Origin of the sequence: Evansella tamaricis (assembly GCF_019042215.1) — a bacterium.
GTDB classification, from domain to species: domain Bacteria; phylum Bacillota; class Bacilli; order Bacillales; family Salisediminibacteriaceae; genus Evansella; species Evansella tamaricis.
The window spans coordinates 1-15,155 of record NZ_JAHQCS010000137.1; the positions used below are offsets into that span (position 1 = coordinate 1).

Annotated in this window: 12 protein-coding genes; 8 read left to right on the forward strand and 4 right to left on the reverse strand. The window is 35.8% G+C overall.

The window, feature by feature from the left end:
* On the reverse strand, positions 1-583 hold a 583-nt coding region (locus KS419_RS17075), incomplete at its 3' end, for a transposase (RefSeq protein WP_484840035.1).
* 148 nt (positions 584-731) lie between these two features.
* Here KS419_RS17075 and KS419_RS25665 point away from each other — a divergent pair.
* On the forward strand, positions 732-914 hold the full coding sequence (locus KS419_RS25665) for a type II toxin-antitoxin system RelE family toxin (protein ID WP_217067614.1): 183 nt from the start codon (positions 732-734) through the stop codon (positions 912-914).
* A gap of 66 nt (positions 915-980) precedes the next feature.
* On the opposite strand, the gene KS419_RS17085 is transcribed toward KS419_RS25665, so the two are convergent.
* Positions 981-1,271, reverse strand: coding sequence for a hypothetical protein (locus KS419_RS17085; RefSeq protein WP_217067604.1), 291 nt, complete (start codon positions 1,269-1,271; stop codon positions 981-983).
* 293 nt (positions 1,272-1,564) lie between these two features.
* On the opposite strand from KS419_RS17085, the gene KS419_RS17090 reads away from it, so the two are divergent.
* The 3 genes from KS419_RS17090 (at position 1,565) to KS419_RS17100 (ending at position 5,797) form a co-directional block, all read left to right on the forward strand.
* The gene (locus tag KS419_RS17090) at positions 1,565-3,919 is read left to right on the forward strand and encodes a TOTE conflict system archaeo-eukaryotic primase domain-containing protein (RefSeq protein ID WP_217067605.1); all 2,355 of its coding nucleotides are present in this window, start codon (positions 1,565-1,567) and stop codon (positions 3,917-3,919) included.
* A 276-nt stretch (positions 3,920-4,195) separates the two neighbouring features.
* Positions 4,196-4,936: a Fic family protein gene (locus tag KS419_RS17095; protein WP_217067606.1), complete on the forward strand. Its 741-nt coding sequence runs from the start codon at positions 4,196-4,198 to the stop codon at positions 4,934-4,936.
* 552 nt (positions 4,937-5,488) lie between these two features.
* On the forward strand, positions 5,489-5,797 hold the full coding sequence (locus KS419_RS17100; RefSeq protein WP_217067607.1) for a hypothetical protein: 309 nt from the start codon (positions 5,489-5,491) through the stop codon (positions 5,795-5,797).
* A 230-nt stretch (positions 5,798-6,027) separates the two neighbouring features.
* Here KS419_RS17100 and KS419_RS17105 read toward each other — a convergent pair whose 3' ends face one another.
* Complete coding sequence (locus KS419_RS17105) at positions 6,028-7,080, reverse strand: GTP-binding protein (RefSeq protein WP_217067608.1); 1,053 nt, start codon at positions 7,078-7,080, stop codon at positions 6,028-6,030.
* A 99-nt stretch (positions 7,081-7,179) separates the two neighbouring features.
* Positions 7,180-7,449 (reverse strand): 30S ribosomal protein S14, encoded by a 270-nt coding sequence (rpsN, locus tag KS419_RS17110; protein ID WP_217067609.1) that lies wholly within the window; start codon positions 7,447-7,449, stop codon positions 7,180-7,182.
* 206 nt (positions 7,450-7,655) lie between these two features.
* Here rpsN and KS419_RS17115 point away from each other — a divergent pair, with 206 nt between their 5' ends.
* The 4 genes from KS419_RS17115 to KS419_RS17130 all read left to right on the forward strand — a co-directional run bounded on the left by KS419_RS17115 (position 7,656) and on the right by KS419_RS17130 (position 14,761).
* Positions 7,656-8,855 carry a GTP-binding protein gene (locus tag KS419_RS17115; protein ID WP_217067610.1) on the forward strand — a complete coding sequence of 400 codons (1,200 nt, stop codon included), beginning with the start codon at positions 7,656-7,658 and terminating at the stop codon, positions 8,853-8,855.
* A 481-nt stretch (positions 8,856-9,336) separates the two neighbouring features.
* On the forward strand, positions 9,337-9,918 hold the full coding sequence (locus tag KS419_RS17120; protein ID WP_217067611.1) for a TetR/AcrR family transcriptional regulator: 582 nt from the start codon (positions 9,337-9,339) through the stop codon (positions 9,916-9,918).
* A 329-nt stretch (positions 9,919-10,247) separates the two neighbouring features.
* The gene (locus KS419_RS17125) at positions 10,248-12,878 is read left to right on the forward strand and encodes a cadherin-like beta sandwich domain-containing protein (protein WP_217067612.1); all 2,631 of its coding nucleotides are present in this window, start codon (positions 10,248-10,250) and stop codon (positions 12,876-12,878) included.
* Positions 12,879-13,643: 765 nt separating this feature from the next.
* A protein-coding gene (locus KS419_RS17130) for an IS3 family transposase (protein ID WP_217067613.1) occupies positions 13,644-14,761 on the forward strand; the annotation gives its coding sequence in 2 pieces (ribosomal slippage) (positions 13,644-13,893 and positions 13,893-14,761; 1,119 coding nt in all).
* The last annotated feature ends 394 nt before the right edge of the window (positions 14,762-15,155 follow it).

Genomic DNA, 15,155 nt, shown 5'->3' on the forward strand with positions numbered 1-15,155 from the left:
CTATTTCAATGGACATTCCTCCATAAAAGCGGAAGGCATTTTCGTGCATTCGGATAAGATCATTTGATCTAAATGGCCGGTCTAACCACTCTACGTATTTGTATCTGGAATGTGCTAGCACGAATCCAATAAAGTAAAGTCTTTTGTATTTCCCATCTGTAGTTGGGAGTCTTATTTGTCCGAAGTCCACTTGTATCTGCAACCCCATAGGTAGATCAGGAACTGCACTAAACTCCCTCTCAGATAACACTTTCGGAATATGGTAAGCCTCTCGAATATCATTCACATAATTCCTTACGGTTCCCTCAGTGACAGCGGTGACGTTCAGCTTATCCTCCAACCAGTCAAATACTTGAGCTCCTGATAGATCGGGATGTTCTTTGATCCACCCCAAGATTTCCTCCCGAAAAGGGTCAAGCTTTTTACTTCTACTCTGTAAGGAGATGGCAAATAGATAAAATTCTTCTGGAGTCATTTTTCCGTATTCAATAACTCTATTCCTTGAAATCTTTAGCTTTTTGGCAATCGCACTGTTAGAAAAACCTTCCCCGCGAAGCCTATGAACTTCTTTGTATATTAGCAACCTTTCCACTTCCTGTTCCTCACTCTCCTATAGACTAATTAAAGTATATAGAAAGTGAACTAATTAAGGTAAACTGTTTAATCTTATTTGTTGAATTCTGTTTACTCTTATTTGTGTAAAACTGTTGATTCTAGTTTAACGTTTACAACTGCTCACCTTAGCAGAAAATCCATATCAAAGAGGGATTTCTAGATATAAGTTCATTCAAAGGTGTAGACAGTGCTTTTTTCGTTTGCGTGTCAATGATTTCAGAATTGTATATGAAGTTAAAGAAACAGAATTAATTATTTTCATTATTGCCGCTGGAAGTAGCGGAGATATTTATAAATGATTTTTTAGCCACTTTGAGATTGGCTAATACTGATGATGGTAATGTTGCTCAATTTACTGTAGAACATCAAAAAGGTAATTCATCATCTATTATTGTTTTATTTTGTTTCGTTTTCCTTGTATCAGGAACTAAGGCGTCACCCTCGGATTCACCCGAAATAGTCTTATGACATTTGGGGCATTCAATAAGTACATCATTTAGGTAAAACCCTACATATCCGTGAGTACATTCTTGTTCTGCAAAAATTGTTTCCCAATCCACCTCAAATACATAATCGCAGTCTTTGCAATATAATTCACAAGTACCAAAGTCTTCTGTTTCTTGAACAACTCTCTTTTTCCTTTTTTTCTTGCTCAAAACAACCACTCTCCTTAAACACAAGCTTGCTACTAAAATTAACTATATATGCATTTCTAAACAAGCTAGAACATTGTAAGATTGCTATTTAAGATAGCGCAATTCAACTTGAGCAATTCGGTCGAATTAGGTAGAGTATCTTTATGGTTATAATACATTTAAACAACTTTTTACGAACTTACAAAGAAAAGTTTCTTAAATTAGACGGTAAGAGCTCATTAGGTACAATACTGTTAAATTAGTTCATTCTTGGCTAAACTAGAGTTAAAGAATTCAATGATTGGAGTAGCTTTATGGATATTCAAGAACAACTCAATCAAGCTTTAAAAGAGATTGATAGACTAAAAATAGAAAATTTGCAATTAAAAAAGGATCTCTATAGAGTCCAAGGTCTTACTGCATCTAGTAGTCCAACATCTAACTCTAATTTAACGAAAACTGAGACTGATTTTACTCCTAAAGAAAAAGTTGCAATTTCATTGTTTATGAAACTTTTTCGTGGGAGAACTGATGTTTATGCTCAAAGGTGGGAATCGAGTACTACAGGAAAATCTGGTTATTCACCTGCATGTAAAAACGAGTGGGATAAGGACCTTTGTCGTAAACCGAAAATCAAATGTCAGGATTGCTCTCATCGATTATTTCCTAGCTTAACTCCCCAAGTCATTTATGAACATTTAAGAGGCATCAAAACGGTAGGAATATATCCGTTACTTGAAGATAGTACGTGTTATTTCCTAGCTGTAGACTTTGATAAAAAACAATGGCAAGAGGATGTGCAGGCATTTATAGGAACCTGTAAAACATTAGGTTTACCATATCACATTGAACGTTCCCGCTCAGGAGAAGGTGCTCATATTTGGTTCTTTTTTGAGAAGTCAATACGTGCTTCGGTAGCTAGAAAACTTGGGAGGATTCTATTAACCAAAACAAGTGAAAGACGCTTTGAAGTTGGCATGGACTCTTTTGATAGAATGTTTCCTAATCAAGACTTATTACCTAAAGGTGGTTTTGGGAATTTAATAGCTCTTCCATTACAGAAACAAGCAAAAATGAAAGGGAATAGTGTTTTTGTCAATGATTCATTGGAGGAATATGAAAATCAATGGCAATATCTATCTTCAATAAAAAGGATTTCTGAATTAACAATTCTACAAATAGTAAATAACTTATCCAATGATGAAATACATAGTAAGGTCAAAGAAAAAGTTGAGAATAATAACTGGCCAAAAGAAGTTACTATCGAGATAAATCACGGTATTGAAATTCCTAAGCATCTATTGCCCAGTACAATACTTAATGAATTACAAGAACTTGCGACATTTGGAAATCCAGAGTTTTTCAAAGCACAAGCAAAACGTTTTTCCACTCATCGAATCCCTAGAATGATTGATTGTTCACAGATAAATGACAATATTATCGTATTACCTAGAGGTCTATTGGAAAAAGTGGAAGACATTTTTTCCAATTATAAAATATCTCTTAAAATAATAAACAATCAATTTGTAGGAGAGACCATTGATGCAACATTCCAGGGTCAACTTACTATCCAACAAGAGGATGCTGTTACTTCTATGGCTAAATATGATAATGGAGTATTAGCAGCAGATACTGGTTTCGGAAAAACTGTGACTGCTGCAGCATTAATTAGTAGAAATAAAGCCAATACACTCATCATCGTACATCGAACACAATTAGTTGAACAATGGAAAGAAAGATTATCAACTTTTTTAAATATCCCAATAAAAGAAATTGGTCAAATTGGTGGAGGAAAAAATAAGCCAACCTTTAACATAGATATATCTACCATACAGACGCTTAATCGTAATGGTTTAATAAAACCTGAGTTACATCATTACGGGCAAATTATCGTGGATGAATGTCATCACATTTCTGCCGTCAGCTTTGAAAAGGTATTAAAGGCCGTCCGAGCAAAAAGAGTGTATGGTTTAACTGCAACCCCAGTTAGGAAAGATGGATTGCACCCGATAATATTTATGCAATGTGGACCAATAAGATATAAAACGAATAATAAACAGCAAGCCAGTATTCGACCGTTTAAACAAACTCTTGTTAAAAGAGAAACTTTAATGAAAACGAAAGAAACTGATATACAAGCTATATATTCTTTGTTATCTACTAATAAAGAACGAAACGATATGATTTTTAATGATGTTCTACAAGCTCTAGATGAAAAACGATCTCCTATAGTGTTAACGGAACGTTTAGACCATATAAATGAGCTATATGAGCTTTTCAAAGGATTTGCTAAAAATATTATTATCCTTTCAGGAGCTATGAAAAAGAAAGAACGGCAACAAGCGCTAGAGAGGTTAATTAAATTACCTGATAGTGAAGAGAGATTGTTAATTGCAACAGGAAAATATGTTGGAGAAGGGTTTGATGATTCGAGATTAGATACACTCTTTCTAACAATGCCAATCTCTTGGAAAGGAACATTACAACAGTATGTAGGACGGCTTCACCGTATTCGTAGTGATAAAAATGAAGTAAAAGTGTTTGATTATGTAGATTCGAACGTGGGTGTATTACAGAAAATGTTTGAAAAACGATTAAAGGGATATAAAAATATTGGTTATAGTCTAGGTGAAAACAAAGAAAAAAGCCAACAAATTCAGTTATTCTAGTAGTTTGAAATAATTAAAGCGATGTAAACAATTTACCGAAAAATTCCACTGTTTGTCCTTGTACACACTCTATAAAGTAAGTGGGGTACTACAATAAACACTGTTTTTCAGAAGACTTCAGTTCAGAGTAATGAAACTGAGTAAAGTAAATAGATTGGTCAAATTTAAAGAGTACATACCAATAAGCAAATTTTTGATTAAAATTGGTTTAGAAGGTATATTCAGAGCAACGATGGTATTCTCAATTTATATGTTTGAATGAGAGAGGTGAAGCCAATGTTCGAACAAATTAATCAAAAAAAAGGTCTGCTAGATGCCAATCGACCATTACCCAAATATACAGTAAAGAGTTTACGTGAAAAGTTATTACTCGAATGGACATACAATACAAATGCAATTGAAGGTAACACGTTAACGATCAACGAAACGAAGGTAGTTCTAGAAGGAATAACTGTTGGTGGCAAAACGTTACGTGAACACTTGGAAGTTCTTAATCATCGGGATGCAATTCACTTTGTAGAGGAGATTGTGCAAAAGGGTGATCCTTTGTCGGAGTGGCAAATTAAAAATCTACATCGGCTTGTACTAAAAGGCATTGATGATGAATATGCAGGTGTATATCGGGACCAGCAAGTATTTATTTCTGGTGCTAGACACATACCGCCAGCTCCCTTCCTTATAAAAGAGGAGATGGAGCAGTTTATGGCATGGTATGAACAAGCAGAAACCAAAAAGTTGCATACGGTTACTCGTGGCGCTATGCTACATGCTATTTTTGTTGGAATTCACCCATTTATTGATGGAAATGGCCGGACATCGCGTTTGTTATTAAATTTAGAACTCATGAAAGATGGTTTTCCACCAATTGTTATTAAAGTGGAAAATCGAATAGCTTATTATGAAGCATTAGATAAAGCACATACACAAAAAGAATATGATGACTTTATTAAGTTAGTCGCGCGCGAAGTAGAAGATTCATTAAACCTATATTTAAGTACAATAAATAAAAAAGCTTAAAAAATATATAGTAGGGTTGTCATCTTAAGATAAACATCTTTACATCATTTTATCTGCAAATGCTAACATTTTGCTAACGCAATCCAGTAAAAAACGGTAAACTCCGGTTAAAGATATTACAGACAGAATTTAACAAATCCTTATTGTACCGCACTTTTCGCACACAACGTGTAAGATATTACACACTCTCACCTCAGGGGCGGCATGATGTAACTTCCACAGGATGTGGTGGCTTAGGCGTTGCAACAGGACGTTTCGGGTTTAGCCTAAGTTCCGTTTTGAACCCTTGATATATAAGGGTTTGCAACCGATTTGCTAACCAAATACTAACATAAAAAATATGGAGGCTTCTCATAAGTTGATTAAAACTTTTGAGAAGTCTCTTTTGATTCTTGTTATGGAGGAGCATTTTATAGTTATAATTGATGGTAAAAGTTGCGTATAGCTGAAATATCTCCATTTTGCGAGAGATAATAATCCAATGGACAAAACTAAAGTTAATGTTGATTTATTTTAGGGTATTAAAATACAAGGATGAAGGGAGGAACAAAAATGGACAAACAAACATACTTTGTCACATTTAGAACAGGAAGCAAAGTGGAAATCATGGAGGAAGAAATACCAGATAGAACAATTCAATACGAAATAACAGCCGATAAAGAAGAATTGAAAAATCTGCAATCAATGATAAATGAGCTAAAAGAAAAAGATATTTTTCAAGAACATATTTTAGTTCGTCCTTTTAAAGAGTATCGAGCCGCTGTAGATAAAGAAGAACTTCAAAGTGAATTAAACGACCTACTAGATTGTATTTATGAATTAGGAACAAAAGAAACAAAAGAAAATTTAAAAGCTCAATAAGGAATTGTATTAGAACAGCTTTTTATTTAATACTAAAACAGCAATTAATTTTTATGCGCACATGTAACTAACGAAATGTAGCGGAAAAATGGTAGAACCTATTAGTGAAGTTATATTAGCAAACTCTTGTTATTCTCAGAAAATATTTAAAGAGGCTTCTCATTAGTTTAATAAACAATGAGGAGCCTCTTTTTTTCAGGTTTTATTAACTGTTTAAATGTTTATTCTACTTAGATTAATTCCTCCGAAGGAAGACTATCATCTTTCAATAAGCAATTATCCAATTGGTTTTTAATGGTGACTGGATCTAAATGATTTCCGATAAATAGGAACTCTGATAAAAATTCACTAGTCAATTGTTCAAAATAAGTATGTTCTTCTGAAAATACTTCGATTGAGGGCCCTATTTGTGAAATATAATAAATCTGTTTTTCTAATGGGCTGCGACATATAGCTTTAGTTCGTAATGTTCCCTCTGGAAGTTCTTTTAAAAAATTTTCAATGTGCTTTATTGAAATAGGAAAAGTACTTCGATAAATATAATTATCGATACCATATTCTCCAACAACCATTAGTGGTTTGCTCTCTTCAAATAATTGTAATTGATAAGTGTAGAGTTCGTGAGCGGTATGCTTTCTTACCTTATCAGCTTCCCCAAAAAGGCTACTTGCACTTTTGAAATTAGTCATTGTAATCAATTTAGCCAGTGGATTAAGTTTACTTAAAAACCATTTTAGTTCATCCAAACGTTCTTGATTAATCTTATCAATGTTTCCCAAGAGAATAACGTTAGCCATTTCTAATGGAGATGTTAAAAGCTCTCCTACTGAAGTTTCATCTGCTTCTTCTCCGTTATGTGATTTACTCATAATATAATCATTTGAAGAGTATTGAAACCAAAAACGAACGGCATCTATTATGTGAATATGTTGTTTGTAAAGGAAAGAATTCTCCTCCAGATTTGAATCATATGGAAATAATAATTGGATGGTAGAAAACTTGTCTAAATCAATAATTATTTGATGGATTTCCTTATTATTTAATTCATGTAGTAGAGAGAGGAGGTCCTTTTTAGTAGATACTTCATTATCATATACTACTTCTGTAATCATATGTTGTGGAATAAAACATTCTTTTGAAATATCTCCATACGTTATAGAATTGTCTCGATACAGAATAACCTTAGATTGGCTTTGTAATTTCATTTCCTTTATTAAAGACAATTTTAGTCTGTCAGATAATCCACTAACTAAAGTGGTGGGAATTTGTTTTTCCTTTGTCATTGTTACCTCCCCTTTTGGTAACTAAATAATGAAACCCCTTAAAAGGAGAAGCCCGAAAATATGGGCTTCTATAACGATAAGTTTGCCTTTGTTTAAACATTACCAACTGGACTTTTTGACACCAGGTATTTGTCCTTTATGGGCTAATTCTCTAAATGCAATCCTAGAAAGTTTAAACTTACGAAGAACTCCTCTTGGTCTCCCTGACATTTCACATCTTCTGGTAAGACGGGCAGGATTAGAGTCCCTTGGAAGCTTATGTAATGCTTCAAAATCTCCCTTAGCTTTTAATTCTCTTCTTAAATCAGCATATTTAGCAACTAATGCTTGGCGTTTTCTTTCCTTTGCTACCATTGATTTTTTTGCCATTCTTTTATTTAGCCTCCTCCTATTAGGTAAATCGTAATAATTACGTTTTGTAACGTAATAATATCATAACGAAAATCCTTTAGTAAGTAAAGGAAGCGAGGAGTAATCCTAGGATATTTTTGACAAGGAAGTAATGTAGGAGGTAGTATAATAATAGTGAATCGTAATTATTACGATTTGAAAAACTGAAATGGGGAGATGGAAAAATGGCAAAGAAGATACCAGTTACTGTTTTGAGCGGTTATTTAGGAGCAGGGAAAACAACAATCTTGAATCATATATTAAAAAATCGAGAAGGTCTTAAAGTAGCGGTCATTGTTAATGACATGAGTGAAATCAACATTGATGCAGAGTTAGTAAAACAAGGAGGGGAGCTTTCGAGAACAGAAGAAAAGCTTGTGGAAATGTCTAATGGTTGTATCTGTTGTACTTTGAGAGAGGATCTATTAATGGAGGTAGAGAAGCTAGCGAAGGCTGGAAACGTTGATTATATCGTAATAGAATCAACAGGTATAAGTGAACCAACGCCAGTGGCTCAAACTTTTTCCTATATTGATGAAGAGTTGGGCATTGATTTAACGAAGTTATGCCAATTAGATACCATGGTAACAGTGGTCGATGCAAACCGGTTTTGGAAGGGTTTTAGGTCAGGGGATAGCTTGCTTGACAGAAAGGAAGCTCTTGGTGAAGAGGATACGAGGGAAATTGCCGATTTACTTATTGATCAAATTGAGTTTTGTGACGTTCTTCTGTTAAATAAATGTGATCTTGTATCAGAAATAGAGTTGGAGAAGCTAGAAAAGGTCCTAAGAACTTTACAACCAAAGGCAAAAATTATTCGTTCTGTAAACGGAAAGATTTCCCCTAAAGAGGTGTTACATACGAATTTATTCAATTTTGAGGAAGCTAGTTCATCTGCCGGCTGGATTCGTGAACTTTCACAAGGACACCAGCAGCATACTCCTGAAACAGACGAGTATGGAATTTCCTCTTTTGTGTATCAAAGGCGGCTCCCGTTTCATTCAGAACGCTTTAATAATTGGATACATTCTATGCCAAAGGAAGTTGTAAGAGCGAAGGGAATTGTTTGGTGTGCAACAAGAAATAATTTAGCGCTATTAATGTCACAAGCTGGACCATCTGTTACTATCGAACCGATTACTTATTGGGTAGCGTCTCTGCCAAAGATAGAGCAGGAACAAATTTTGAAACAAAACCCTCACCTTTTAGACGACTGGGATGTGGAATTTGGTGATCGACATACAAAGCTTGTATTTATAGGTGTCGATTTAGAGCCAAATTTAATTACAAGGGAGTTGGATAATTGTTTATTAACCTCACAAGAGTACGACACAGACTGGGGAATGTTACCTGATCCATTTAACTGGAATTTACAGAAATCATAGGGAGAAAAGAGGGTAAAATAGTTGGTGCTATCTGAAAAAAACATATTATAGATATCAAGATAGAGTTTTACTGTTCAGCAAATCCAACCCTCGTCTACTCATTTTCTAGCTTTTGACGAACATAATAACGCAGTTATTTCTTTAGAAAGCCCTGCAAAATATAGGTAGATTAAGACGGAAGAGAAAAAAATCATTCCACCCCATTCATTTTTTATTGGCAATATGAGATTTATTGAACTCTCACCTTCATGGCGGCATGATGGTTCAATTTTTCTTCACATTAGGCTGAAAAAAAGTTAGAAGCTTCTCATGAGTACAGCAACTTTTGAGAGGTTTTTTTTATGATAAATTGTCATTTATTGTTATGTTTCGAAGTTTTTTGGCGCATCTTGAAACAATTTGGTAAAATGATAGAATACTCAGATTATTTTTATTTAGCATAGAGGTTAATAACCATTAATTAAGTAAGGGGGGTGAATACGTGTCAACCAAAAACAAAATCATTGAGGCAGCAACACATTTATTTGCCGAAAAAGGTTATGAAGGAATGACGATAAAATTAATTGCTTCTGAAGTAGGAGTTACACCGCCTGCTGTATATGCTTTTTTTAAAAGCAAGGAAGATGTTTTCTTGCATATATACAAAGGGATTTTAAGGGATCATCTGAAAATCACTAGTGGCACTAACCAAAGGCATCAAAAAAATTCAGCTAAAGAGCAGCTAGATGATATGTTGAATCAGGTCATTGAATTCCAGTTAAAAGAAGCCATGCAAATGAAGATCTATGTTCGATTAATGCTCTTTCCACCAGGATTTTTGGAAGAAGACTTGAAGGCCCAATTGAGAGAAGTGGAAAAACAGGAACAAGAGTTGCTTAGCGATATTTTCAAGAGGGGAATGGAAAATGGAGAGATCAAACAAGGGGATCCCCATGAGTTAGCGACATTAATGATCTGTGTGATGGACGGGCTGTTCTGGCAAATGCAGCGTTATGAGGAAGCAACATTTAAACAACATTTTCAGGTGATTTGGGATCAATTCTGGAGAGGGATTAAAAACTAGTGAAAGTAAGTAGAGTTTACTGACCATGAGCGGTTCGAAAGTGAAAAGGTTCAGAGTAATAAGAAGTAAAATTGTTTTATTTTGTCTTTTACTTAATGAACATTAATTAAGGGATAAGTATTAAGAATTATATTCCTTTTTTCACAGTGATCAATAAAAAAATGTTAAAAGGTGAATTTTATGGAAAGTATTTTAGGCCACGACAGGTTAGGTAATTTATTTTCTCCTATTGCAGTGTTTTTGTGTTTGAAAAGGTGGTCGGCGGGAGTGATTGTCAGTAGGTTTATTGCCGATGTGTTCAAAGATTCCTAACATTAAAGGAGGGTAACATGAAAAAATATATTTCAATTGTAGTCATTGTTGCATTATTCGTTTCCTTTTTTCCAATTCAGGTCTTATTTACGAGTAATATGGCTCACGGGGGCGGTATGAATCTTGAAGGTTCAGGAACAGCAGAGGATCCTTACCTAGTCTATACGGCTGAAGATATTAATTTAGTGCGAAAGGATTTAGAGTCCCATTATGAGCAGAGGGGAAATATTGATCTTACAACGTATTTGAGTCGAGGCGGAGATGGGTATGCGAAGTGGCAAGATGATGGATGGCTCCCGATAGGAGATTCCAATGTTTCCTTTACGGGGACATACGATGGGAATGGGTTTACAATATCAAATTTAATGATTGAAAGACCCAATACAAATGATACGGGCTTATTTGGACGTATCGGTACTGGTGGACAGATTCTTAATATTTCTTTAGAAAATGTGGAGATTCAAGGCCTTCAATATATAGGAGGATTAGTCGGTTATCTAGACGGATCGATCGTTAATGGCTCTGTACAAGGGAACGTAATTGGACATGAAGATGTGGGTGGTTTGGTTGGATATGTAGCAAGTCAAGGAAGTATCAACCAAAGCTTTGCCGCAGGAAAAGTTTTAGGAACGGGGAATAAAATAGGTGGTTTAGTAGGTTCTAATAGTGCAGAAATAAAAGAAAGTTATGCCACGGGAGAAGTTGATGGTGACAATCATTCCGTAGGTAGCTTAGTAGGCATGAACAATGGAACAGTTTCAAAAAGTTATTATAATGAGGACATAAATGGTCAAGATGACGAAGGAAAAGGGTATGGAAGGTCAACGGAAGATATGAAAGATAAATCTACATTTCAGGAGTGGGATTTCACAACAGTTTGGTTTATGGATGCATCGGTTAATGATGGATATCCATTTTTCAGGTCTCACAATGCTAACTTGATCGATCTTGAAATAGATGGTGGATTATGGACGTTGGTTCCATCTTTTACTGCGAGCGTAGAGGAATATGATTTGACACTTGGATACGAAGTAGAAGCCATTACAGTGACACCGACCGTTGCTGAAGAAAATGCAATAGTAGAAGTGAATGGTGTAGAAGTGGACAGTGGAGAAGGAGCAGTTTCCGTCGGTTTACATGATGGAACAAACACCATTACAGTAAAAGTGATCGCACATAATGGTAGTACGAACACATATACAATCACCATTGAGCGTGAAGCACCATTCACTTTGAAATATACAGCAGCCGACAACGGTTCAATAGATGGGGAAACATCACAAACAGTGAGTGGTGGTCAAGACGGAACGGCTGTTAAAGCTATTCCTGATGAAGGATATCGGTTTGTGGAGTGGAGTGATGGGACAAGAATGAATCCACGAATTGATCAAGATGTAAGGGGAAACCTCCATGTGACGGCTCTTTTTGAAACGTGGGAGACAACCATATTTACATTGGACGATGATGAGGCGGACATTAAAACGATGATTCTGGGAAATGACAGATTAAGAAACTCAACAAATGCCAACATCGATAATCCAGATGATTTCACGTTACGCCCAGGTGATGAAGGTGAAGCATATGAATACAAATATTTCAGTCAAACATTTACTCCAACCATTTCTGGTACTTACCATTTTGGAAATAGTCAAGCAAATGTGGATACGGCAATGATTATTTATGAGGGAGAGTTTGATAAAGAAAACCCTGCAGCGAATTTTATCGGTTTTAATGATGATTATGACGCGCAAAATATAGTAATCCCCGAGGGTGCAATGTGTGGACGATACATAATACGTTGTCCTGGGATTGAGGCTGAACTCGAGGCTTATGTATCCTATATTATCATTACAACAACATATAATCCGGAGCATAGTTCTAACATTAAATTCCCACTGGAGTTTTTCATTTCTGGACCTGGAATTGTTGAGGAAGGTAAAATAGAGCTTCTACCAATTGTGTACAGTACACTTATTTCGGATGGTAAGAGAGTTAAAGTTCCTGATAGAGATGTAAAAGTGTTAGACAATGAGGGTATTTTAGTGATTGAGCTTTCAGGTCATTTTGACCATATATTGGATGCGGCTTTAACTAAAGAACAAATACAGGTGTTAAAAAAACGTCAGGCTACCATTCGTATAGTTAAAGATGATATAGAACTTAATATACCGGCCAGTATTTTTGATGAAAACGAGGACTTGGTCATTCATATGGAACGACTAATCAAAGATCCTGAAGTCATTGTGGATTCAAATCTATCATCCAGTTCAATCTATCAATTAATATTGCTTCAGGGAGATAAATACTTGAATGTGTTTGATCATGAGATACAGCTCATTTTTTCAGTGGAAGAAGATGGAGATTTATCACCTGAGGAGATGAAATTGTACTATTTAAATGAAGGGAAATGGGAACTCATCGGTGGAGAATATGCTGATGGAAAAATCACCGCTTGGACGAATCATTTCAGTGTGTTCGGTGTCTTCCATCCGAGAGCTTTTGAAAATAAAACGAATGAAGAGGAGAGCATCGAAGAAGGAGTGCGGTTACCGGACACGGCAACACAGTCATATAATCTACTCATGGTAGGGGTTGTCCTATTGATGATTGGTGGATCGCTTGTACTTAATCGGCGTCGAATCCAATAGAAGAAAGTGGCGGTTCTGAAGTGAAGAGTATGGAATTTCCAGGACTAGATAGAGTAAAGTCTCCCTCGAAGACTCGGTATATAAGTGGATGAGGATGGAATGTTAACATGTTTTTAAAGCTTCTCAAGAGTTCATAGAACTATTGAGAGGCTTCTTTTCTCCATTCAATTTTACCAAATGAAAAAAGGAATCATGGTCTATTAACTTGAGGTGAAGTTAAAAATCATTATCTTTCTATCTGCTAGCAGAAAACTCGAAATATGTCGAATTATTGAGTATTGACAAGAATGTCTGTTCGTGAAATTATAATAGTATAAACTTCGTATTCCCTTCAGTTGGACATGCCTTCTCACCTTCTATAACCCTTTTAATTTGAAACTCCTACATAAGATATAGTCAGAGAAACTTCAAACAATACTCCCGAAGCATTAGCCGCTTTTTGCATCAATAAGCCTACTTCCCATCCTTTTTTTCCTACATTTTCACACGAGAAATAATTGAGACAATTTGAAAGGAGTGATATGTATGTAACAGCGTGCTTTCTAGTTGTTTAGGAAACTATAAGTTGGAATGAATGTGGAAAATTTTATTGTCCACAAAAGACATCCAGCTCCAGTGACGAGCGTGAACTCCAGTTTCCTCAACGGACAGGACGTCCTAATATCGGGCATGCCACAGGACGTTGGATAGGTTACACTTAGTTGGACAGTTTGATTAAGGACATGTAAACTTAACTAAATATAAAATTGAGGAGAAGAACTATACATGGCCAGAAGAGAAAGAAGAAAGTTTACAGAAGAGTTTAAAGAACAACTTGTCCAACTGCACTTAGCAGGTAAGTCACAAAGTGAAATTATTAGAGAATACGATTTGACTCGTTCTGTTTTTTTGAATTGGGTAAAGCAATATAAAGAAAGTGGGTCTTTCCAAGAGAAAGACAATAGAACGCCAGAACAAGAAGAATTAATCCGCCTACGAAAAGAAAACCAACGATTATCTATGGAGAATGATATTTTAAAGCAAGCAGCGCTGATAATGGGACGAAAGTAGATGTGATCCGTAATAATCGTCATAAATACTCGATATCAGCAATGTGCGATGTCCTACAACTACCACGAAGTACGTATTATTATGAAGCAACCATCCGAGATACTCAGGACGAAGATCTATCCAATTTAATTGTTAAAATCTTTAGAGATAGTCGTAATATCTACGGGCAAAGAAAAATTAAGCAAGAGCTCCAAAAACAAGGATGGCAGGTTTCACGCCGTCGTATTGGGCGAGTGATGAAAGAACAAGGCCTCATTTCCAAGTATACAGTGGCTCAATATAAGCCAAGAAAATCAAAAGTAAATGAATCTGAAGTTGGTAATAAGTTGAATCGTGAATTCAAACAGGATGAAGAATTAAAAGTGATTGTGAGTGATTTAACATACGTTCAAGTAAATCAAAAATGGCATTATATTTGTGTTTTAATTGACTTATATAATCGAGAAATCATTGGCTACAGTGCTGGTCCCCAGAAGAGTGCTGAGCTAGTTCAACGTGCCTTTTCGTCCGTGAAGTACAATCTAAATCGCCTCGAATTATTCCACACGGACCGAGGTAGTGAATTTAAAAATCAACTGATAGACAAAGCGTTAAAAGCGTTTGGTATTGAGCGATCCCTAAGCAATAAAGGAACACCTTATGACAATGCCGTTGCGGAGGCAACGTTTAAAACTATTAAAACGGAATTCGTTAATGGGAGAGTTTTCTCCAATCAGCAAGATCTTGATCTTTCACTATTTGATTACGTAAATTGGTTTAACAACATCCGAATCCATGGCTCTTTAGGGTACTTAACACCTAAAGAATACAAACAGAAACTAGTTGGGGAATGATCAACAGGAAGTGTAATGACGTGCACTTTAATTGGAGAGGCGGGCATGATAGCCTGATTAGGTAAGCCAGACTAACTTAATGTCTGGCTTCCTGGCTAGAAGTCATGCCCGTAGAGGCTCCAAGTAAAGTGACAAGCAGCTTGTACTATCCCCCAATCTAGCTCCAAATTTAAATTAGAAAATATTAGATAGTTATGTCCTTAAAAAAGTTGTCCAGTTTGGTGTTGACATACCACGTGGCGCTCTGCGCGATGAACGGACAGGACGTCCTAATATCGGGCATGCCACAGGACGTGGCGCACTGCCCTACGCTCGTGACCAAAGGCGCTTGCGCTTTTCTTAAAAGGTAAGAAAGTATAAGTTTTTGCACCTTCGGGCAAGTTGTCCAGCTCCA

Bases quoted from the DNA above. Each gene is read 5' to 3' on its own strand.
- KS419_RS17090 (WP_217067605.1), top strand. From the start codon at position 1,565: ATGGATATTCAAGAACAACTCAATCAAGCTTTAAAAGAGATTGATAGA.
- KS419_RS17095 (WP_217067606.1), top strand. From the start codon at position 4,196: ATGTTCGAACAAATTAATCAAAAAAAAGGTCTGCTAGATGCCAATCGA.
- KS419_RS17100 (WP_217067607.1), top strand. From the start codon at position 5,489: ATGGACAAACAAACATACTTTGTCACATTTAGAACAGGAAGCAAAGTG.
- KS419_RS17105 (WP_217067608.1), bottom strand. From the start codon at position 7,080: ATGACAAAGGAAAAACAAATTCCCACCACTTTAGTTAGTGGATTATCT.
- rpsN (WP_217067609.1), bottom strand. From the start codon at position 7,449: ATGGCAAAAAAATCAATGGTAGCAAAGGAAAGAAAACGCCAAGCATTA.
- KS419_RS17115 (WP_217067610.1), top strand. From the start codon at position 7,656: ATGGCAAAGAAGATACCAGTTACTGTTTTGAGCGGTTATTTAGGAGCA.
- KS419_RS17125 (WP_217067612.1), top strand. From the start codon at position 10,248: ATGAAAAAATATATTTCAATTGTAGTCATTGTTGCATTATTCGTTTCC.